This is a genomic window from Curtobacterium sp. MCLR17_031 (assembly GCF_003234775.2).
GTDB lineage: Bacteria > Actinomycetota > Actinomycetes > Actinomycetales > Microbacteriaceae > Curtobacterium > Curtobacterium flaccumfaciens.
In genome coordinates, this window is sequence record NZ_CP126270.1 from 2,000,437 (window position 1) to 2,021,929 (window position 21,493).

Sequence of the window (21,493 nt, forward strand, 5' to 3'; positions counted from 1 at the left end):
CCGGAACCCGCACCGGGCCTCCTGTCAGACCGCCGCGTAGGCGACGATGCCGCGGCGAACCGCGTCCGTCGCCCGTCGGGCGGTCTGGGCGAGCTCGTCGTCGCCGGCGTTCCGGATCTGGTCGAGCAGGTCGATGACCTGCTTCGACCAGCGCACGAAGTCGCCGGCCGGCAGGTCGAGGGTGCGGAGGACGTCGTCGAGGGCCGCGCCCGAGGCCCAGCGGAACATGCCGACCGCCATCGCCGGGGTCGGCGGTTGCGAACCGGCCAGGCGCGCCGCACGCTCGATGTCGTCGAGGCGCGACCAGATGGTCAGTGTCTCGTCGAGCGCGGGGCGGAACGCACCGCGGGGCAGGGCGTGCTCCGTGCCGGGCGCGTCCTCGCGGCGGGGCTGGTAGATGATCGTCGCGGCCATGGCGGCGAGCTGTGCCGGGGTGAGGTCCTTCCAGACCCCCGCCTCGAGGCACTCGGCGACGAGCAGGTCGCGGTCGCCGTAGATGCGCTGCAGGCGACGGCCGCCCGCTGCCACCGTGGCTTCGCCGTCGCCGGCGTCCACCAGGTAGCCGAGCTCGAGCAGGACCTCGGTGACGCGGTCGAACGTCGTCGCGACGGCGCCCGTGCGGGACCGGATCTGCTGGACGAGCTTGTCGTTGGCGCGCTTGAGCTTCCACCAGCGCTCGGACCAGCGGGCGTGGGCCTCGCGTTCCGGGCAGGCGTGGCAGGGGTGGCGCTGCAGCTGGCGGCGGACCGCCGTGATCGCGGCCTGGCGTTCCTGGCGGGCGCCGTGCGATGCCTCGCGACCGCCGGGCACGTTCGTGCGCTCGAGGTCGGAGAGCTCGCGGCGGAGCGCGGAGTACTCGGTGAAGTCGCCGAGGTGGCACTGCATCGCCTGGCGGTAGCCGTCGAGGGATTCCTGCTGCGAGCGGACCTTGCGAGCGAGGTCGACCACCGACCGGTCGGCCTGGAACTGGGCGAACGACGTCTCGAGGACCTCGCGCGTGCGCTGTCGGCCGAACTGGTCGATCAGGTTGACGGCCATGTTGTAGGTCGGCTTGAACGACGAGTTGAGCGGGTACGTGCGACGGCTGGCCAGCGACGCGACGGCCTGCGGGTCGAGCCCGTCGGTCCACTGGATGACCGAGTGCCCCTCGACGTCGATGCCACGACGGCCGGCACGACCGGTGAGCTGCGTGTACTCCCCCGGCGTGATCGGTACACGGGCTTCGCCGTTGAACTTCTCGAGCTTCTCGAGCACGACGGTGCGCGCCGGCATGTTCACGCCGAGCGCGAGGGTCTCGGTGGCGAACACGACCTTCAGGAGCTTGCGCTGGAAGAGGTTCTCGACGACCTCCTTGAAGGCGGGGAGCAGGCCGGCGTGGTGCGCCGCGACCCCGCGCTCGAGCCCTTCGAGCCACTCCCAGTAGCCGAGGACGGCCAGGTCTTCGTCGAGCAGGGTGCGGCAGTGGTACTCCGCGGTCTCGCGGATCTCGTTGCGCTCCTGCACCGTCGTCAGGGACAGGCCCGAGCGCAGGACGTTGCGGACGCCCTGGTCGCAGCCGTTGCGGCTGAACACGAAGAAGATGGCGGGCAGGAGCATCCGCTCGTCGAGCATGTGCGCGATCTGTTCGCGGTGCACCTTCTCGGTGCGGGGCCCGCGACGTTCGGGGTAGCCACCACGACCGCGCCGGCCGCGGTGGCCGCCGCCGTTCCGCTCGCTCCGGGAACCGCCGCCGACCATGCGGAGCAGTTCCGGGTTCACGCGGTTCGTCGCCGCGGCACCGCTCGAGTCGAACAGGTCGACCATCTTCGAACCGACCAGGACGTGCTGCTCGAGCGGGACGGGACGGTCTTCGGAGACGATGACGTCGGTGTCGCCGCGGACGGTCTGCAGCCAGTCGCCGAACTCCTCGGCGTTGGACACCGTGGCGCTGAGCGAGACCAGGCGGACCTCGGTCGGGAGGTGCAGGATGACCTCTTCCCACACGGCACCGCGGAACCGGTCGGCGAGGTAGTGCACCTCGTCGAGGACCACCCAGGCGAGGTCGTCGAGCAGGTCCGAGTCGGCGTAGATCATGTTCCGGAGCACCTCGGTCGTCATCACGACGACGCGGGCGCGGGGGTTCACGTTCGTGTCTCCGGTGAGCAGCCCGACCTCGGACTCGCCGTAGACGTCGACGAGCTCGGCGTACTTCTGGTTGCTCAGTGCTTTCATCGGCGTCGTGTAGAAGACCTTCGCCGTCGGCTGACGCATGGCGAGCCAGATGGCGAACTCGGCCACGATGGTCTTGCCGGCTCCGGTCGGGGCGGCGACCAGGACGCTGCGGCCCTGGTCGAGCGAGTCGCAGGCGGCGAACTGGAACGGGTCGAGGTCGAACCGCAGGTCCGTCCGGAAGAGCTCGAGGTTGCGCGACCGGTTGCGCACCTTGGCTGCGGCGAACCGCTCGGCCGCACTCGTGCCACTCACAGGTCGTACTCCTCGTCGAGCTTCGCCTGGCGCTTGGCCAGACGGCGGTCGTGGATCCACGCGATGAAGCAGGCCGCGACGTACAGCACGGTCATCGGGATGGCCAGCAGGAACATCGAGATGACGTCGGCACTCGGGGTGACGATGGCGCAGAACACCAGGATGCAGAGGATCGCGACGCGCCAGCTCTTGATGATCGCGGAGGCCGACAGCACCCCGACGAAGTTCAGCAGCACGATGAACACCGGCAGCACGAAGGCGATGCCAACCGCGACGATGAGCTTGATGACGAAGTCGTAGTAGGCCTTCGCATCGACGATCGAGGTGTCCTGGCTCGACACGAAGCTGCCGAGGATGCCGACCACGTGCGGCAGGATGTACCACCCGAAGTAGCACCCGGCGAAGAACAGCGGGATCGCGGTGCCGAGGAAGCCCCAGACGTACTGCCGCTCACGCCGGACGAGCGCGGGCACGATGAACGCCCAGATCTGGTACAGCCAGACCGGGCTCGCGATGACGACGCCGATGGTGATCGCGATCTGCAGCTTCAGGTCGAACGCCCCGGTGATCATCGGGAAGTTCAGCTCGGCCGTGTGTCCGCCGACCTTGGCGAGCTCGGTCACCGGTGCCCGGAGCGCGTCGAGCACCCACGGGGTGAGGAACCAGCCACCGATCGCACCGACGACGATCGCCACGACTGCGCGGAAGAGACGGTTGCGCAGCTCGATGAGGTGCTGCCCGAGCGACATGCGGCCTTCGGCGTCGGTCTTCTGGCGCCCCTGCCGCTTCGCTCGCCCGCGCGCGGTCGTCGAAGCCATGTGCTCGATCTTACGGGGTCGGGACCGACAGTCCGCCGGGGGTCGGCGCGGCCGCGTGGCGGGTGGGAGGTGGGTGGCGGCGCGTGGCAAGCGGGCGAACGGGCGGGCGGGATCGGGTGTACCTGGCGAGATCGGGCGTACCGGGTCGGAAGATCACACCAGGTCCGCCCGGAATAACCAGGTACTCGAGGTCCACCGTGCGCGATCGGGCGTACCTGGCGAGACCGGGCGTACCGGGTCGGAAGATCGCACCAGGTACGCCCGGAACGACCAGGTACTCGAGGTCCGCCGTTCGCGATCGGGCGTACCTGGCGAGACCGGGCGTACCTGGTTGGAAGATCGCACCAGGTACGCCCGGAACGACCAGCTACCCGAGCTCACCGTGCGGGATCGGGCGTGCCGCGCCACATCGGGCTTACCTGGCGAGATCGGGCATACCTGACGGGAACGGGCATACCGGGTCGGAAGATCGCACCAGGTACGCCCGGAACGACCAGCTACCCGAGGTCCACCGTGCGAGATCGGGCGTACCTGGTTGGAAGATCGCACCAGGTACGCCCGGAACGACCAGCTACCCGAGCTTCACCGTGCGGGATCGGGCGTGCCGCGCCACATCGGGCTTACCTGGCGAGATCGGGCATACCTGACGGGAACGGGCATACCGGGTCGGAAGATCGCACCAGGTACGCCCGGAACGACCAGCTACCCGAGGTCCACCGTGCGAGATCGGGCATACCTGGCGAAATCGGGCATACCTGGCGAGATCGGGCATACCTAGCGAGATCGGGCGTACCGGGTCGGAACGTGCAGCGCTCGGACGGGCCGCAGCGGCAGACGTCAGCCCGTGGCGAGGGCAGCGGCCGCGAAGTCGCGCACGGCATCACGCGCCGCCGGCGGGTCGAGCACCACGGCACGACCGGGCAACCCCGCGACGAGCCGGACCACCCCGTCGAACCCGTGCGACGCCGCGAGCCGGATGCGCACCCGACCGTCACCGTCGGGCGCGTCGGCGGTGTCGGACAGGAAGTCGGCGACCAGGGGCAGGGACGTCGAGTCGAGTTCCACCGTGACGATGACGTCGTCGGCGGCCTGCTGGAACAGCGTGTCCGGGATGACGACCTGGTCGATCGTCTTCTCGGCCGGGCGGTCGTCGACCCGGGCCTCGGACATGCGATCGAGCCGGAACGTCCGGAGTGCCTGCCGGTCGAGGTCCCACGCGCGCAGGTACCAGTCGGTGTCGATGGACTCGACCCGGAGCGGATCGACCCGTCGGGTGCCGCCCTGGGTGCGCGGTCCGGCGTACTCGAAGACCAGGCCGCGGCCGTCGGACATCGCCCGGCGGATGGTTGCGAGGGCGACGTCGTGCAGGTCCTGCCCGACGGCGACGGTCGACGCCGCTCCCCCGGCACCGCGGGAGAGCTTGGCCATGAGCGCGCGGATCGCGTCACGGTCGGCGGCCTCGGGCAGGGCGGAGAGGTACTGCAGACCGGCGATGAGCGCCGACGCCTCACGAGCCGACAGGCGCGGTGAGTCGTCGATCGCCACCAGGTTGGTCAGCACGATCATGTCGTTCTGGTCGAAGTCGTCCCAGGCGATGTCGAACAGGTCGCCGTGCTGGTACTGCATCGTCTCGCCGGGCACCCCGGAGACCGCGATGAGTTCGACGGCACGCCGGATGCGGGCCTCGGGCACACCGAAGTGCCGAGCTGCCTCGGCGACCGAGACCCGCTCGCGGTCGATCAGGTACGGCACCAGGGCGAGCAGGAACGCGAGCTTGTCCTGCGCCTGCAGGGGTTGGGCGTCAGCCACGAACGGGGTCCTCTCCGGGGGCTGCTGCAGGGCCGTCGTCGGTGTGGTCGCGCACGAGTGCACGGAGGCGCTCGTCGACCCGTGATCGAAGGTCGTCGGGCTCGAGCACCCGGACCTCGGGCCCGAAGGCGGCGAGTTCCTCGGCGAGGATCTGCGGGTCGACGTGGTGCAGCACGAGCGCGCCGTCGGCGTCGGTCTCGGTGTCGCGGCGACGGGTGAGTCGGCGTTCGGCGTCGGAACCCGGCGTCACGGCGATGCGCGCAGTGCGCTCGGCCCAGATCCGCTCGAGCTCGGCGAGGGTGCGCTCCCCCGCGCCGACGGGAGCGGTGTGCTGCCCGACCTCGTACTGGGTGACTGGTCCGACGATGCGGGCCAGCAGGTAGTTCTTGTCCGAGTCCGTCGCGAACTCGTGGGCGGCGAGCATCCACCGGCCGCCGTGCTGCACCAGGGCGAGTGGAGCCACTTCGCGCCGACGGGCGTCGTGCTGCCCCGGCGTGATGTAGTCGAAGCGAACTGCTGCACCGCGGTCGAGCGCGGAGCGGAGCGGCTCGAACGACGCATCCCGGGCACGGAGCCGCGGAGCGTAGGCGTCGACCCCGAGCTGCAGGGCGCCGTCGTCGTCCTCGGCACCGGCCGAGCGGACCTTCAGCAGGCCACGGCGGGAGTCGGCGGACAGTGCGCCTTCACGCCAGGCCATCGCGGCCAGGGAGAGCAACGCGGATTCGTCCGGGGTGAAGCGGACGTCGACGGGCAGGTCGTACTCACCCTTCGGGATCCGGTACCGGAGCGTCTGGTTGTTGCCCGCGGCACCCGGGGTCTCGATGGTCTCGAGGGGGATGCCGAGCTCGCGGACGTCGTCCTTGTCGCGTTCGAACTGGCGCTCGAGCGAGGCGTTGTCGCCACCGGTCGAGAACCGCTGCCGGTACCCCTGCACGTTGGCCAGGATCTCGGCCTTGGTCAGCCCGGACTCCGTCGAGAGCAGCGCGAGCACGAGGCTGAACAGCCGCTCCTCGGCGGGCACACGGGGCACACGGGTCGCTGGCACGAGCCGATCCTACGGCAGCGCGGGTGCACCGGAGTGCACCCGCGCCGCGGTCCGTGGACGGTCGGACCGGGTCAGTTCGAGATCGCCCCGAGGACGTCGATCACGTACGCGTACGCGGTCCCCTGCTGGTTGACGATGGCCAGGACCTGGTCGCCGACGTGGTGGCCGACGATGGCGGTCCGGACACCCTCGTCGACCTGGCCCTTGGTGAGCGGGATGGCCTGCGCGCCGGAACCGTCGGTCCAGCTGGAGCCGGCGACGGACGGGTCGGCACCCCAGGTGACGGCGGTGTACTTGATGACCGCGGTGTCCTTCGCGGTGAGCTCGCGGCCGTCGCCCTTGCGGAGCAGGTGCGTCTCGTTCGACTTCGGGGCGCTCCACGACGGGATCGTGATGCCGGGGGCGCCGGAGGGCGCGAGCACCACGGCCGGCATCTTGTCGCCGGCGAGCTGCGGGGTGCCGGTGGCACGGGCGTCGAAGGCACGCTTGACGTCGATGACGGCGATGACGGCGTCCTCGGTCTTCTTCGACGAGGAGCTGCCTGCGGTGCCGCCTGTGCTGCTCAGGGCGCTCTTCGGCAGGGCTACCGCCAGGCGGTCACCGACGCGGGCGCACTGCAGCGAGGCGCCGAGGGCCCCGTAGTTGCTCGCACCGGCGGTGATCGGAGCAGTCTGGCCCGAGTAGCCGCTCGTCTGGGCGACCTGGCCCGTGGAGCCGTCCACCAGCGTGTACTCGACCAGGACGGGGGTGCCGTCGTCGATCGTGCGACCGGAACCCTGCTGCAGCACGGACACCTGGGTGCCCTTGGTGGTCAGGCCCTTCGGCACGTTGACCTTCGGCTCCGAGCCGAACTTGCCGGTGGCGGTCACCGCTTCGGACGCGGCGCCGGGAGCGGCACAGCTCGAGGGCGTGGTGCCGGCACCGTTCGAGGCGCAGGCGGTGAGGGACACCGCGAGACCGATGGTGACCAGGAGTGCGGGGATGGTGCGCACGGACCCTCTTTCCGTTCGATGCAGGACGGGCACGCCGTCAGCCTACCGTTCGTCCTCGACGGCCCCGGACGGAGCCGCAGCGGCATCCGACGAAGCCACAGCGCCCTCGGACGGCGCCGCAGCACCGTCCGCCGCCGACGACGCCTCGGCCGCCGCGACCTTGCGCGCCTGCGCCGCCGACTGCCGGGCGACCTTGCGGAGCTTCTTGTCGCTCGTCGCCCGCTCGCCCACGGCACCGGGGGTCCAGGCCTCGATGTCCTCGTCCGAGAACTCCGCCTTGCCCGCGCGGCGCTTCAGGTTCGGCAGCACGGTGCCGTCGGCCAGGCGTCGTGCCGTGATGAGGAACCCGGTGTGCCCGACCATGCGGTGGTCCGGACGGACGGCGAGGCCCTCGACGTGCCAGGTGCGCACCAGGGTCTCGCTCGGCATCGGGTCGGTGAAGCGTCCGGTGTCGCGGAGGGCCTCGGCCGTGCGGGACAGCTGCGTGACGGTCGCGACGTAGCAGACGATCAGTCCGCCGGGCACGAGGGCGTCGGCGGCGGCGTCCACGCACTCCCACGGCGCGAGCATGTCGAGCACGACCCGGTCGATGCTCTGCGGCTCGGTCGCGTCGGGCAGCGACTCGACCAGGTCACCGACGGTGACGGACCAGTTGTCCGGGACGGCCCCGAGGAAGGTCCCGACGTTGCCCTTCGCGATCGCCGCGAACTCCTCGCGGCGCTCGAACGACTGCAGCTGCCCGGTCGGGCCGATGGCGCGGAGCAGGAACAGCGACAGCGCCCCCGAGCCGACACCGGCCTCGACCACGCGGGCCCCGGGGAAGACGTCCGCGAAGGCCACGATCTGCGCCGCGTCCTTCGGGTAGACGATCGCGGCACCACGCGGCATCGACATCACGTAGTCGTTGAGCAGCGGACGGAGTGCGAGGTACTCGTCACCGGTGCTCGCCCGGATGACGGAGCCGTCGGGCTGGCCGATGACGTCGTCGTGCCGGAGCACCCCGCGGTGCGTGTGGTACTCACCTGCGGTCTCGAGCGACAGCGTCGTGAGCTTGCCCTTCGGACCGGTCAGCTGCACGCGGTCGCCGGCCCGGAACGGGCCGCGCGGCGGCGTGTGCGGTGCGCCGCCCGCGGTGTGCGGGAGGGCTGCGGTCGGGTCCGCGGTCGGACTGGAGGCGCTGCTCGCGTCCGCCTCGTCGCGTGCGTCGTCGGTGTGGCTCATCGGGTGACCCCTTCGGTGTCCGCAGCGTGCGCCGGGTCCGGCACCGCGCCTCCAGCCCGTGCGGCCAGTGCCGGCGTCGTCAACTCGACCAGACGGTCGACGTCGACGCCCGCCAGGGTGGTCAGGTGCACGTCGCCGCCGGCGATCTCGGACAGCGGGACGATGTGCTCGACGGCGACCGTGACGGCGCCGGAGGCGACGGCCGACGCGACGCCGGTGGCGGAGTCCTCGATCGCGACGCACGCGGTGGGCTCGACGCCGAGCTGCGCGGCGGCGGACAGGTACGCGTCCGGGAACGGCTTCGGGCGGTCGACGTCGTCGCCGGCGACGACGACGCGGAAGCCACGCTCGCCCAGGGCCTCGGCGGCGACGAGCGCCATCTTGCGACGGGACATCGTGACCAGGGCGGTCGGGATGCCGCGGGCGTGGAGCTCCTCGACGAGCTCACGGGCACCCGGCCGCCACGGCAGTTCGCCGGCGCGCAGGTGCTCCATCACGTAGTCGGTCATCCACTGGATGATCTCCTCGACCTCCATGTCGACGCCCTTGGCGCGCAGGAGCTCACCGGACCGCTCGAGGCCGGACCCGACCAGGGACAGGCCGTCCTCGTGGGTCCACTCGGCGCCGTAGCGGTTCGTCAGGTCGACCTGGGACCGCTGCCAGATCGGCTCGGTGTCGATGATCGTGCCGTCCATGTCCCACAGCACGGCTGCGGGCGGGACGAGGGCAGGAGGATGCGCGGTCACGGGCGACGAGTCTACCGGGGCCGTTCCGCTGGGCGCGGACGCGCGCGTGCGCCGACACCCCCTGGGCCTACAGTGGATGCCTGAATCGTGTCCGGCCGGGGGCATCGCTCCCGCCCCGCTCCGCTCCACCACCAGGAGGTCCGCTCCGTGCCACAGCACTCCCCCTTCAGCGACGGTCGCTTGCTCGTCGTCGCCTTCGAGGGCTGGAACGACGCCGGCGAGGCCGCGAGCGGTCTGGCGCGTCGCATCGTCGAGTCGCTCGGGCTCGACGAGCTGCGCGAACTCGACGGTGAGCGGTACGTCGACTACCAGTTCAACCGGCCCACCGTCGGCACCGACGACAACGGCGACCGCGGCGTGCAGTGGCCCCGGATCGTGCTGTACGGCCCCGGTGCCGAGGGGCGTCCGGTGATCGGCGCCACCGGCTCCCCCACCGATCGTGACGTCTTCGTCCTCGTCGGCCCGGAACCCTCGCGCACCTGGCGGGGCTTCTGCTCGGAGATCATCGACCTGGCGGACGTCTACTCGATCGACGCCGTCGTGTTCGTCGGCGCGATGCTCGCCGACGTCCCGCACACCCGGCCGATCTCGGTCTTCGTGTCGAGCGAGAACGCCGGGGTCCGTGCCGCCTTCGACGTCGACAAGTCCTCGTACGAGGGCCCGACCGGCATCCTCGGGGTCCTCGCCGACGCGATGGACAAGGCGGGCCTGACCACGCTGTCCCTGTGGGCGTCGGTGCCGCACTACGTGCACAACTCGCCCTCGCCCAAGGCCACGCTCTCGCTGCTCGACAAGATCGAGGAGCTCACGGACGTCACGGTGCCGCGCGGGTCGCTGCTCGACGACGCCACCGAGTGGGAAGAGGGCATCGACGCCCTCGCCGCCGACGACGAGGACATGGCGTCCTACATCGGGCAGCTCGAGCAGGCGCGCGACACCGTCGACTCCCCCGAGGCCTCGGGCGACGCCATCGCGCAGGAGTTCGAGCAGTACCTCCGGCGCCGTGAGCGCAAGGACGGCAAGGACGGCGGCACCGCCGGTGGCGAGGGGCCGTGGCGGCCCCAGCAGTAGCCGTCACCCACTGACGGACAGGAGGCACGGTGCCAGCTGGCACCGTGCCTCCTGTCCGTGGGGGGCGTGCGGTCACGACACCCCGCTCACGTCCGGCGAGTGGTCACGAACTGTCGGCTGCGGCCCGCCTCGGCGACGGTTCCTGACCCCTCGGCGGCACGCACGCGACGTGTCGCGCTCGCGCAGGTCAGGCCAGCCGGATGCCGAGCAGCGCGTCGATCAGGTCGAGGAGCTCCGGCGTGCACGCCGTGCCGCCCGCGATCGCGGTGTCGACCGCGGCGACGGCACCGGGGGTGTCGAGGTCGTCCGACACCCGCGCGCGGATTCGTGCCGCGACGTCCGCAGCGTCGTCGGCGTGCCCGGCGGAGGCTCCGGAAGCCCAGGCGTCCCAGCCGGCGAGCCGCGTCTGGGCGCTCGTCAGCTCGGTGTCGAACCACTCCCAGTCGTCGGAGTACTTGTGCGACAGCAGCGCGAGCCGGATGGCACGGGGGTCGGCGCCGTCGTCGAGCAGCCCGCGCACGGTGACGAGGTTGCCGAGCGACTTCGAGATCTTGGTGCCCTGGTAGGCGATCATCCCGGTGTGCACGAACGCGTTCGCGAGCGGCTGGTGCGCGAGGGCAGCAGCGTGCCCGGCGCTCATCTCGTGGTGCGGGAAGACGAGGTCGCTCCCGCCGCCCTGCACGCTGATCGGCAGCCCGAGTCGGTCGCCGGCGATGACGCTGCACTCGATGTGCCAGCCGGGGCGCCCGGGGCCGATCTCGGTGTCCCAGGCCGGCTCGCCGTCACGCGCGGCGCGCCACAGCAGCGGGTCGAGCGGGTCGCGCTTGCCCGGACGATCCGGGTCGCCGCCGCGTTCGGCTGCGAGGGCGAGCATCGTCTCGCGGTCCAGGCCGCTCTCGTCACCGAGGGTCCACGCGTCGGTGGGGCGGTTCACGTCGAAGTACAGGTCGTCGCCCTCGGCGCCGTCGGTCGGGACCTCGTACGCGTAGCCGGACTCCTGCAGGAACGAGACTGCCTCGGCGACGCGCTCGACCTCGTCGGTGACGGCCACGAAGTCGTCCGGCGGCAGGATCCGCAGCGACTCCATGTCGCGGCGGAACAGGTCGACCTGCTCAGCCGCCAGCGCACGCCAGTCGACGCCGTCGCGGGCGGCACGCTCGAGCAGCGGGTCGTCCACGTCGGTGACGTTCTGCGCGTACTCGACGTCGAGCCCCGCGTCACGCCAGGCACGGCCGAGCGTGTCGAACGCCAGGTAGGTCGCCGCGTGGCCGAGGTGCGTGGCGTCGTACGGCGTGATGCCACAGACGTACAGCGCAGCGCGGTCCTCGTCGCGGGCGGGGTCCACCGGCTTGCCCGTTGCGGTGTCGTGGACGACCGGTCGGGGCGCGGCGCCGGGGACGTCGGGGACGGATGGGGCCTGCCAGGCCCTCACGGCTGGATCACTCCGAGCGACAACAACACGATGAGCACGATACCGAGTGCGATCCGGTAGACGACGAACGGCATGAAGCTGCGCTTGCTGATGTAGTTCATGAACGCCGCGATCACGACGAACCCGACCACGAACGCGACGACGGTGGCGATGAGCGTGTCGGCGAGTCCGAACGGCGAGCCGTGGTCGCCGAGGCTCGTCGCGGCCTCGTAGAACCCGGACAGGAACACCGCCGGGATCGCCAGCAGGAACGCGAACCGCGCGGCGGCGGGTCGGGTGTACCCGAGGGCGAGGCCCATCGACACCGTCGCGCCGGAACGGGACACTCCGGGTACCAGGGCGAGCATCTGCGCCAGGCCGATGAGCAGACCACCGCGGAACGTCATCTGCTCGATCCGGCGCTCCTTGCGGCCGACTCGGTCGAGCACCCCGAGCACGACACCGAACACGATGAGGACGATCGCGACGATCCAGAGGGACCGGAACGTGGTCTCGATCGAGTCCTTGAGCAGGAGCCCGGCGACCCCGATCGGGATCGTGCCGAGGATCACCAGCCAGCCGAGGCGGACGTCGGGGTCGCCCTTCGGCACGTCACGCTTGACCACCGACCGGAACCACCGCCCGATGATCCGGGTGATGTCCTTCCAGAAGTAGATGAGCACCGCGGTCTCGGTGCCGAGCTGCGTCACCGCGGTGAAGGCCGCGCCGGGGTCCTTCGCGTCGGGCAGGAAGAGCCCCACGATGCGCAGGTGCGCGCTGGAGGACACGGGCAGGAACTCGGTGAGCCCCTGGACGAAGCCGAGGAAGATCGCCTCGAGGATGTGCATCGCACGGGCCTTTCGGGGGGAGGTCGGTCAGGGCACCGCCACGACGGCGACCATGAACAATATCAGTACGTGGCGAGCAGGTCGCCCAGCACCCGCCGACCGAACGCCAGCGAGTCGAGCGGCACCCGCTCGTCCACACCGTGGAACATCGCGGGGAAGTCGACACCGGCCGGCAGCTGCAGCGGCACGAACCCGTACCCGGCGATGCCGAGCGTCGAGAGCGCCTTGTTGTCGGTGCCGCCGGACAGCAGGTACGGCAGGACCGGTGCCCCCGGGTCGTGCCGACCGAGGACGTCGCGGACGGCGTCGACCAGCGGGCCGCCGAAGTCCTGCTCGAGGCCGATGTCGCGGAACGACATGACCACCTCGACGTCGGGTCCGGCGAGCTCACGCACCCGCTCGAGCACGGACTCCTCGTCGCCCGGCAGGCAGCGGATGTCGACCAGCGCCTCGGCGGAGTCGGGGATGACGTTGTGCTTGTAGCCGGCCGTCAACACCGTCGGGTTCGACGTGGTGTGCAGCGCGGCGTGGATGAACCGCGACGCCGAGCCGGTGGCCAGCGCGACCTCGTCCGGGCCGGTCACCGTCGGGTCGACCCCGAGGAACCGCGCCACCTCGGCCACCATCGCATCCGTCGTGGCCGAGAGGCGGACGGGCCACTCCTCGCTGCCGATCCGGGCGACCGCCGCCGCGAGCTTCGTGACGGCGTTGTCGCGGATCACGTGCGACCCGTGGGCAGCGGTGCCGCGCGCGATCAGCTTCACCCACATGAGCGCCTTCTCGCCGGTCTGCAGCAGGTAGGCGCGACGGTCACCGAGCGTGATCGAGTACCCGCCGACCTCGCTGATCGCCGCCGACGCCCCCGCGAAGGCCTCCGGGTGCTGGTCGACCACGTGGTGGGACCCCAGGACTCCCCCGGCCTCTTCGTCGGCGAAGTACGCGATCACCAGGTCACGCTCCGGCGCACCGTGCAGCTCGATGACGTCCGCCAGCGACGTGAGCATCATCGCGTCCATGTTCTTCATGTCGACGGCGCCCCGACCCCACAGCGACCCGTCCTTGACCACGCCACCGAACGGGTCGACCGACCAGTTCGCCGGATCCGCCGGCACGACGTCGAGGTGCCCGTGGACCACGAGCGCCGGCTTGTCGCGGTTCCGACCAGGCACCCGCGCCACGACACTCACCCGGTCCGGCTCCGACTCGAACAACTGCGGCTCGAGACCCAGCGCCCGGAGCTTGTCCTCGACGTAGTGGGCAGCCTCCGTCTCACCACGGGACTTCCCCTCACCCCAGTTCGTCGTGTCGATGCGGATGAGGTCGCGGGCGATCGCCGCGGTGGCCTCGAGCTCGGGCACGGACTGCGGCTCGGAGGGCTCCGGGTTCGTCATGGCTCCACGGTATCGGTCGGCACCGACCCCGTCGCCGAGGCCGGACACGCAGGACTCGCCCGGGATGCGCGACCGTGTTCATCGCGCGTTCAGACCCGTGCTAGTGTCTTCTCTCGGCAGGAACGCCGGGTTCAACCCGGGAAACAGACACCAGACACCCTGTCCGGGTGGCGGAATTGGTAGACGCGCTAGCTTGAGGTGCTAGTGCCCGTATTAGGGCGTAGGGGTTCAAGTCCCCTCTCGGACACAGGAAATGCGTGCCCCCTGACCTTTCGGTCGGGGGGCATTTTCTGTTGTGTCTTCCCGGCGAGTGCCGCCATCGCTGCGCTCAGGGCGTCACCGCCTCTGGGGCGCCACTTCGCTTCGCTCAGGGCGACCACGTTCCACTTCGCTGCGCTCAGGGCATTGACGCCGCCGGCTTGCTTCGCTCCGGGCGGTCGGCGGCGGGGCAGGAGGGCGGGCTGTGGACGCGCGCACGCCACGGACTGGAGGCGCGGGGCGGGGCCGCAGCGCGCCTCCAGGCCGGAACGTGCGCGCGTCGCGGGCTGGTGCGACGTTGCGCACTCCGTGTGACGGAACAAGGTCGCACCGAGTGGGCAACGCCGCACCGCGCGCGGTCAGCGCGAGCGGCGCACCCGCCGCACCACCAGCACGACGGCGCCGAGCGCCGCGAGCCAGCCCCAGTTCGCGACCACCGGGTCGAGCACCTGGTGCCGCCAATCCGATCGACTCGACCCCAGGCGCGACGCAACGGGGTGGTTCCCACGCTCCGCCGCGACGCCGGTCTCGCTGATCACCCGGTCCGGCCGACCCCGCAGCGCGTCGGTCACCCGGTGCGTCGCGACGTCCAGGCGGTCCCCCACGACGAGCAGCATCCAGTGCGCCAGGCGGCCCTCGCTGAACCGCCGGTAGGCGTACCGCCGGACGATCCCGGCGACGCCGTGCAACGGCTGCGCGGTGCCGAACACCGGCGTCACGTGCGCGTGCTCGATCGACCGCTCCCTGCCGGCAGCGCCGGGCTGCTGCGACGGGACGTCCCAGTGCGCGCCGGTCGCGGTGCCGGCCCCGCGTGAGAGCTTCGGGACGGACGGCCGGTCCGCGGGGTCGAGGTCGCTCCCCCACCCCGGGATGCGGGCACGGAGCTCCTCGGAGGACGGCACCCGACGGGGTGGATCGGCGATGTACGGGGTGTGGTCGGACATGTCGGGCCTCCTCACGGCACGACGACGGTCTTGATGCAACCGTCGAGCTTGGACGAGAACAGGTGGTACCCCTCGGCGATGTGCTCGAGGGGGATGCGGTGCGTGATGATGTCGCTCGGCTTGAAGTGCCCGGCCTGGATGTGCTCGAGCAACCGCGGCCACTGGCGCTTCACGTGCGCCTGGTTCGTGTGGATCGTGACGCCCTTGTTCATCGCGTCACCGAACTTCACCGCGCTCGGGATCGGCCCGTACGCGCCGATCGCCGAGACCGTGCCGCCCTTGCGGACGCCGTCGATCGCCCAGTTGAGCGCCGTCGGGGCCCCGCCCTGCAGCTTGAGCTTCGAGGCGGTGACCTGCTGGGTGAAGTTGCCGTCCGCCTCGGCTCCGACGGCGTCGATCACGCTGTCCGCACCGAGGAAATCGGTCTGCTTCTTCATCTCGAGCACGACGTCGTCGACCTCGGCGAAGTTGATCGTCTCGGCGTGCGCGAAGCTCCGGGCCTTCTCGAGCCGGTACTCGAGCTGGTCGACGACGATCACCCGGCCGGCTCCCATGAACCACGCCGACGCCGCGGAGAACAGTCCGACCGGCCCGGCACCGAGTACCACGACGGTGTCGCCCTCGCGGATCGACGCGAGCTGCGCCCCGAAGTACCCGGTGCTCAGTGCGTCCGTCATGAGGAGGGCGTCGTCGTCGTCGAGCCAGTCCGGGATCACCTGCGGTCCGACGTCGGCGAACGGCACCCGCACGCGCTCCGCCTGCCCGCCGTCGTACCCGCCGGTGGTGTGCGAGTACCCGTAGATCCCTCCGACCGCGGTCGCGTTCGGGTTCACGTTGTGGCAGTTCGCGAAGAGTCCGCGGGCGCAGAACCAGCACGTGCCGCAGAAGATGTTGAACGGGACCATCACGCGGTCCCCGACCGAGAGGGTCTCGACGGACGAGCCGATCTGCTCGACCACCCCAATGAACTCGTGGCCGAACGTGTGCCCGACCCGGGTGTCGGGCATCATGCCGTGGTACAGGTGCAGGTCCGACCCGCAGATCGCGGCCCGCTCCACCCGGACGATCGCGTCGTTCGGGTGCTCGATCCGGGGATCCGGCTTCTCCTCGACGCGGACCCGGTACGGGCCGCGGTAGGTCATGGCGCGCATGGACGCTCCTCTCGTTCGTCGCGTCCACGCTGACGCGCGCCACGTTGGAACGGACCCAGGACCGCAGATCGTGGACAGGCGGTGGGCGTCCGCACAGACGGACGGGAGGCGCGGTGCCAGCTGGCACCGCGCCTCCCGTCCGTCACCGGCGTGCGTCGACCGCTCGGCGCAGCCACGCGCGGGCTCCGGCGACGTCATCGAAGACGCCGTCGTCCTGCGCCGCCGCGGACGCCACGAGGAGTTCGCGGAACGCCGGCCCCGGGGTGAGTCCCGTGTCGACGAGGTCGCGGCCGGACAGCAGCCGCACGGGTCGACGCGCGACCTGGTCCCGGAGCGCGACGTCGAACCACGACCACGCCGAGGACCGGCTCGCCCCCGGACCACGCCCCTGCGAGTCGGCTTCGCACACCCGGGCCCACGACTCCATCGCGGGCAGGGAGGATCCGAGCCGTCGGAACAGCCGCCGAGCAGCGGGAACGGACGGTGGCGCGCCGTTGGACGAGTGCGGGACCATGTGCTCGCGAACGAGCGGGACGACCCGCTCGACGATGTGGCGTGGCGCGCCGAGGCGACCGAGCAGCGCTGCTGCTGCCGCAGCGCCGGACACCTCGTGGCCCAGGCTGCGGATGCGGACCGCACCTGCGTCGTCGGCGAGGACCTGCGTGCCGGAGCCGGCCTTTCCCAGGTCGTGCAGGACGGCGGCGAGCACGATGACGACCCGGTCGTCACCCCGGATCCCGTCCGCGGTGCAGGCGCGGGCGGCAGCGTCCCCCGCCGCTCCGAGGTGGACGTGCACGGGACCCTCCGGGTGCCACCGGGGGTCCTGCGGCACGTCTCGGACCGCGGCGAGCTCGGGCAGGTGTCGCTCCCAGCCGCTGTCGTGCAGCGTTCGGAGGGCAGCCGACACGTGGTCGCCGAGTGCCAGCTTGCGGATCTCGGGCCAGATCCGCCCGGTGGCGATCGACTCGAACCGTGCCGCGATCGACCGCGCCAGACGCAGCGTCGCGGGGTGCACGGCGAAGTCGAACCGGGCGACGAGCTGCACGGCACGCAAGACCCGGAGCGGGTCCTCACTGCAGCGTTCGGAAGCGTGCCGCAGCACGCCGATGACGGCATCGTCGATCCCACCGACCGCGTCGAGGAACACGTTCGTGCGGGGGTCCCAGGCGACGGCGTTCACCGTGAAGTCCCGACCGAGGGCGGACACCGTGACCGGATCGAGCGCACCGGACTCCGCCGTCACTGCGACGTCGACGCGGGATCCGTCGAGCACCACCTTGAGGACCGGGAACCCCGCACCGGCCTCGACGACGATCGCGCCGGCCGCACGCAACGCTCCGACGACCAGATCGGTCCTGGTGCCGTGCACCTCGACGTCGACGTCACCGGTGGTGGTCGGTCCGCGCCCGGCTTCCCGGAGCAGCGCGTCGCGGACTGCTCCGCCGACCAGGGAGGGCTGCCCGATCCCACCCAGGACCTCGAGCACCGTTCGGGCTCCGGCGTCGAGGCCGAAGGCGCGGAGCGGGTCGGCCGGACCGGGGCACCGGTGGACGGTGCTGTCGTGACGCTCGGCGCCGCATCGGAGGCACGATCGGACGGAGGAGGTGGTGGTGGTGGGGCGCACGTGTCGGTCGACTTCCGGGACCTCGTCGCCGTGGGCGCCGAGGGAGTCAGTATGCCGGAGAGCGGCAGGTGGGTGCGAACGCACGTGACGGACGGACGGGAGGCGCGGTGCCAGCTGGCACCGCGCCTCCCGTCCGATCTTTGGGGGCGTCTAGCTCTTCGACGCCTCGACGAAGTTGCGGCCTGATGCCGCGTTCCGTCTCCTAGCTCTTCGACGCCTCGACGAAGTTGCGTCGCGGGTCCGTCTCCTTGATGAGCGAGGTCGCGTCGCGACCCGACACGGCACCGGTGATCCAGCCGATGATGATGCGGGCCTTCCGGTTCAGGGTCGGCATCGCGTACACGTGGTACGCGCGGTGCGCGAGCCACGCGAGCAGGTTGGTCATCTTGATGCCCTTGATGTTCGCGGCACCCTTGGCGACACCGTACGACGCGACGGTGCCGATGGAGGGGTGGCGGTACTCCTCGAGCGGCTTGCCGGTGATGGTCGCGACGATGTTGTCGGCGGCGACCACGGCCTGGCGCACGGCGTTCTGCGCGTTCGGCGGGTAGAACGCCGGCTGCTTGTCGGCGGTCAGGTCGGGCACCTGTGCGACGTCACCCAGGCCCCAGACGCCCTCGACGACCTGGTGGGTGTCCTCGGCCTCGACCTGGAGCTTCGCGTTCGCGGCGAGGTGGCCCTTCGGCCCGCGCGGCAGGTCGGATGCGTCGAGGAGCGGGTTCGGCTTGACGCCCGCGGTCCAGACGAGCAGGCCGGTGGCGAACTCGTCGCCGTCGGAGAACTTGACGACACCGCCCTCGGCGCTCGGCATGGTGGTCTTCAGGCGGACGTCGATGCCACGGGCGCGGAGCGACTCGAGCGTCCACTTGGACAGCTCCGGGCCGACCTCGGGCGCGACGCGGTCGAGGGCGTCGATGAGCACCCAGCGGGGCTGCTCACCGGCGAGCGACGGGTAGGTCTTGATGGCAGCCTGCGACACGTCGAAGAGCTCACCGATCGCCTCGACGCCGGTGTAGCCACCGCCGACGAAGACGCTGGTCAGCAGACGGCGACGCTCGTCCTCGTCACGGGTGGCAGCGGCCTTCGCGATGTTGTCGAGGAGCTTGGCGCGAACGTAGGCGGCCTCTTCGACGCTCTTGAAGCCGACGCCGTACTCCTCGAGCCCGGGGGTCGGGAAGGTGCGGGTGACGGAACCGAGGGCGACGACGAGGTGGTCGTAGCCGAGGGTGCGGTCGTCGCCGCCGGCGGTCGCGATCGAGACGGTCTTGTCCGCCGACGAGATCGCGGTGACCTTGCCCTGGATCACCCGGGTCTTGCGCAGCGCACGGCGCAGCTCGACGGTGACGTCCTTCGGCGCGATGTGGCCACCGGCGACCTCGGGCAGGAACGGCAGGTACGTGTAGTAGGTGTTCTGGTCCACCAGGGTGATGCGCATGGGCACCGTGGCCGCGTGCTTCTGGAGCTGCTTGACCGTGGTGTAGCCAGCGGAGCCGCCGCCGAGGACGAGGACGTGAGGGATCGAGTCTGCCATTCCTCCGGTCTACCGGACTTTGGCTTGGCGCGTCATGAGTTCCGCGGCCTGTCGCGGAGCCGCCACCACGCGGTCTCGGCCAGTTCGGGCCCCGTGAACACCCCGTGCGGGGTGCGGCGGGACTCGGTGAGCGAGAACCGGCGCAGTCGGTAGCCGCCGCCGAAGCGGTCGATGATCGCCTCGGGTGACGCCTCGGGGTCGCGCTTGACGTACCAGGTGCGGTCGTCGACCGGCTCGATCACGCCGGAGTCACCGTCGTCCGCCGATGCGGGAGCGCAGGATGTCGATGCGCTTCTGGATCTGCTCGATGCTCGCCTGCGCCACGGCCGGGCCACCGCTGATCCGTCGGAGTTCGGCGTGGATCGATCCGTGCGGCTCGTTCGAGTGGCGGGACCAGATCGACACGAGCCGGGCGAGCTCGGTGCGCTGCTCCTTGATCGTCATGTACATCGGGCGGTCGGGCTCGGGCGCTTTCGGCATGCCGTCCTTGGCCGTGCGGCCCTTGGAACGCTTCGCCTGCGTCGCCTGACGGGCACGCAGGAGGTCGCGAACCTGGTCGGGTTCGAGGAGCCCCGGGATGCCGATGAAGTCGAGCTCCTCGAGGGAACCGACCTCGCCGCCGGTGCCGAACTCACCGCCGTCGTAGAGGACGCGGTCGAAGGACGCCTGCGAGTCGAGTGCCTCGAACGGCTGGACCTCGAGCAGGCTCTCGGACGCGCGGTCTTCCTTGTTGGCCTCGGCGACCATCGCGTCTTCGGGGTTGTACATGCCGTCGTCGGCGTCCTTCGGGCGGTCGAGGGCGTGGTCGCGCTCGAGCTCGAGGGTGGCGGCGAGGGCCATCAGGCCGGGGACGCTCGGCAGGAAGACACTCGCGGTCTCCCCGCGGCGACGGGCACGCACGAAGCGGCCGATCACCTGGGCGAAGAACAGTGGCGTACTCGCGCTCGTGGCGTAGACCCCGACGCAGAGCCGTGGGACGTCGACGCCCTCGGAGACCATGCGGACGGCGACCATCCAGCGCGAGGTGTCGTCGGCGAACGCGCTGATGCGGCTCGACCCGGCGGCTTCGTCGGACAGCACCACGGTGGGACGCTCCCCCGTGATCTGCTGCAGTATCCGGGCGTAGGCGCGCGCTGTGGTGGTGTCGGTGGCGATGACCAGGCCGCCGGCGTCGGGCACACCACGACGGACCTCGGTCAGGCGCTTGTCGGCGGCGGAGAGCACGGCCGGCATCCACTCGCCCTCGGGTGACAGCGCGGTCCGCCAGGCCTGGGCCGTGATGTCCTTCGTGACCTGCTCGCCCAGGGAGGCCGACATCTCGTCGCCCATCCGGGTCTTCCAGCGCATCTGTCCGGCGTAGGCCATGAACAGCACCGGGCGGACGACGCCGTCCTTCAGGGCTCGGCCGTAGCCGTAGTTGTAGTCGGAGATCGAGGTGCGGATGCCCTGCTCGTCGGGGGCGTACTGCACGAACGGGATCGGTGCGGTGTCGGACCGGAAGGGGGTCCCCGACAGCGAGAGCCGGCGGGTGGCACCGGAGAACGCTTCTCGGATGCCGTCGCCCCACGTCAGGGCGTCGCCACCGTGGTGGACCTCGTCGAGGACGACCAGGGTGCGGCCGCCCTCGGTGATGCGCTTGTGCACCTCGGGGTTCATGCCGACCTGGGCGTACGTGATCGCGACGCCCTGGTAGTGCCGGCCGAACATGCCGTCGCCGTTCTTGAACATCGGGTCGATCCGGATGCCCACACGGTCGGCGGAGTCGGCCCACTGGCGCTTCAGGTGCTCGGTCGGGGCCACGACGACGATGCGGTCGACGGTGCCGCGGGCGAGGAGCTCGGTCGCCAGGCGCAGCGCGAAGGTGGTCTTGCCGGCGCCGGGGGTCGCGGCAGTGAGGAAGTCGCGGGGTTCCTTCTCGAAGTACTTCGTGAGCGCTTCGATCTGCCAGGCGCGGAGCTTCGAGGCCGTGCCCCAGGCGGCCCGGTCCGGGAACGCCGGCGACAGGTGCTGGACGGCGGAGTTGCCAGCCGCTTCGGCCAGGGCCGCGGCGTCGGCTTCGTCACGGGCGGCGTCACCCTGCGCCTGGGTTTGGTGCGCCTGGGTTTGGTGCGTCGGCGACGATCCGCCTGCGCCGGACTGGTCGTCACCCGACTCCGCCCACAGCGTGGCG

General features: G+C 71.1%; 17 protein-coding genes and 1 tRNA gene. 2 read left to right on the plus strand and 16 right to left on the minus strand.

Annotated elements, in window-relative coordinates; translation table 11 throughout:
- Window positions 1–24: 24 nt before the first annotated feature.
- From DEI96_RS09585 to DEI96_RS09615, 7 genes are all read right to left on the minus strand, one after another.
- Complete coding sequence (locus DEI96_RS09585; protein ID WP_111024425.1) at window positions 25–2,463, minus strand: DEAD/DEAH box helicase; 2,439 nt, start codon at window positions 2,461–2,463, stop codon at window positions 25–27.
- Window positions 2,460–3,212 carry a twin-arginine translocase subunit TatC gene (gene tatC, locus DEI96_RS09590; RefSeq protein WP_110863923.1) on the minus strand — a complete coding sequence of 251 codons (753 nt, stop codon included), beginning with the start codon at window positions 3,210–3,212 and terminating at the stop codon, window positions 2,460–2,462. The genes DEI96_RS09585 and tatC overlap by 4 nt, the downstream gene beginning before the upstream one ends.
- A gap of 906 nt (window positions 3,213–4,118) precedes the next feature.
- On the minus strand, window positions 4,119–5,090 hold the full coding sequence (locus tag DEI96_RS09595) for a helix-turn-helix transcriptional regulator (RefSeq protein WP_111025035.1): 972 nt from the start codon (window positions 5,088–5,090) through the stop codon (window positions 4,119–4,121).
- Entirely contained in the window at window positions 5,083–6,135 is a 1,053-nt protein-coding gene (locus DEI96_RS09600; RefSeq protein ID WP_111025034.1) for a helix-turn-helix transcriptional regulator, read from the minus strand. The genes DEI96_RS09595 and DEI96_RS09600 overlap by 8 nt, the downstream gene beginning before the upstream one ends.
- A gap of 71 nt (window positions 6,136–6,206) precedes the next feature.
- The gene (locus tag DEI96_RS09605) at window positions 6,207–7,127 is read right to left on the minus strand and encodes an FKBP-type peptidyl-prolyl cis-trans isomerase (protein ID WP_084740364.1); all 921 of its coding nucleotides are present in this window, start codon (window positions 7,125–7,127) and stop codon (window positions 6,207–6,209) included.
- A 42-nt stretch (window positions 7,128–7,169) separates the two neighbouring features.
- On the minus strand, window positions 7,170–8,348 hold the full coding sequence (locus DEI96_RS09610; RefSeq protein ID WP_111025033.1) for a tRNA (adenine-N1)-methyltransferase: 1,179 nt from the start codon (window positions 8,346–8,348) through the stop codon (window positions 7,170–7,172).
- Window positions 8,345–9,094 (minus strand): HAD family hydrolase, encoded by a 750-nt coding sequence (locus tag DEI96_RS09615; RefSeq protein WP_232750091.1) that lies wholly within the window; start codon window positions 9,092–9,094, stop codon window positions 8,345–8,347. The genes DEI96_RS09610 and DEI96_RS09615 overlap by 4 nt, the downstream gene beginning before the upstream one ends.
- Before the next feature lie 147 nt (window positions 9,095–9,241).
- On the opposite strand from DEI96_RS09615, the gene DEI96_RS09620 reads away from it, so the two are divergent.
- Complete coding sequence (locus DEI96_RS09620) at window positions 9,242–10,165, plus strand: proteasome assembly chaperone family protein (protein ID WP_111025032.1); 924 nt, start codon at window positions 9,242–9,244, stop codon at window positions 10,163–10,165.
- Window positions 10,166–10,352: 187 nt separating this feature from the next.
- On the opposite strand, the gene mshC is transcribed toward DEI96_RS09620, so the two are convergent.
- The 3 genes from mshC to DEI96_RS09635 all read right to left on the minus strand — a co-directional run bounded on the left by mshC (window position 10,353) and on the right by DEI96_RS09635 (window position 13,815).
- Window positions 10,353–11,597, minus strand: a complete 1,245-nt coding sequence (mshC, locus tag DEI96_RS09625) for a cysteine--1-D-myo-inosityl 2-amino-2-deoxy-alpha-D-glucopyranoside ligase (RefSeq protein ID WP_111025031.1) — start codon at window positions 11,595–11,597, stop codon at window positions 10,353–10,355.
- Window positions 11,594–12,424 (minus strand): undecaprenyl-diphosphate phosphatase, encoded by an 831-nt coding sequence (locus DEI96_RS09630; protein WP_027465647.1) that lies wholly within the window; start codon window positions 12,422–12,424, stop codon window positions 11,594–11,596. The genes mshC and DEI96_RS09630 overlap by 4 nt, the downstream gene beginning before the upstream one ends.
- A 62-nt stretch (window positions 12,425–12,486) precedes the next feature.
- On the minus strand, window positions 12,487–13,815 hold the full coding sequence (locus DEI96_RS09635; protein WP_111025030.1) for a M20/M25/M40 family metallo-hydrolase: 1,329 nt from the start codon (window positions 13,813–13,815) through the stop codon (window positions 12,487–12,489).
- Window positions 13,816–13,976: 161 nt separating this feature from the next.
- Here DEI96_RS09635 and DEI96_RS09640 point away from each other — a divergent pair.
- Window positions 13,977–14,062: transfer RNA gene (locus tag DEI96_RS09640), tRNA-Leu, on the plus strand.
- 370 nt (window positions 14,063–14,432) lie between these two features.
- Here DEI96_RS09640 and DEI96_RS09645 read toward each other — a convergent pair.
- The 6 genes from DEI96_RS09645 to DEI96_RS09670 form a co-directional block, all read right to left on the minus strand.
- Window positions 14,433–15,017: a CxxCxxCC domain-containing protein gene (locus tag DEI96_RS09645; protein ID WP_111024993.1), complete on the minus strand. Its 585-nt coding sequence runs from the start codon at window positions 15,015–15,017 to the stop codon at window positions 14,433–14,435.
- Window positions 15,018–15,028: 11 nt separating this feature from the next.
- Window positions 15,029–16,168 carry a zinc-dependent alcohol dehydrogenase gene (locus DEI96_RS09650; protein WP_111024992.1) on the minus strand — a complete coding sequence of 380 codons (1,140 nt, stop codon included), beginning with the start codon at window positions 16,166–16,168 and terminating at the stop codon, window positions 15,029–15,031.
- A gap of 142 nt (window positions 16,169–16,310) precedes the next feature.
- Window positions 16,311–17,792: an HD domain-containing protein gene (locus DEI96_RS09655; RefSeq protein WP_284183600.1), complete on the minus strand. Its 1,482-nt coding sequence runs from the start codon at window positions 17,790–17,792 to the stop codon at window positions 16,311–16,313.
- A 202-nt stretch (window positions 17,793–17,994) separates the two neighbouring features.
- Window positions 17,995–19,323 (minus strand): NAD(P)/FAD-dependent oxidoreductase, encoded by a 1,329-nt coding sequence (locus DEI96_RS09660; RefSeq protein ID WP_111024990.1) that lies wholly within the window; start codon window positions 19,321–19,323, stop codon window positions 17,995–17,997.
- A 32-nt stretch (window positions 19,324–19,355) separates the two neighbouring features.
- Window positions 19,356–19,565: a hypothetical protein gene (locus DEI96_RS09665; RefSeq protein ID WP_017887301.1), complete on the minus strand. Its 210-nt coding sequence runs from the start codon at window positions 19,563–19,565 to the stop codon at window positions 19,356–19,358.
- Window positions 19,566–19,572: 7 nt separating this feature from the next.
- Window positions 19,573–21,363 (minus strand): DEAD/DEAH box helicase, encoded by a 1,791-nt coding sequence (locus tag DEI96_RS09670; protein ID WP_111024996.1) that lies wholly within the window; start codon window positions 21,361–21,363, stop codon window positions 19,573–19,575.
- Window positions 21,364–21,493: the final 130 nt, after the last annotated feature.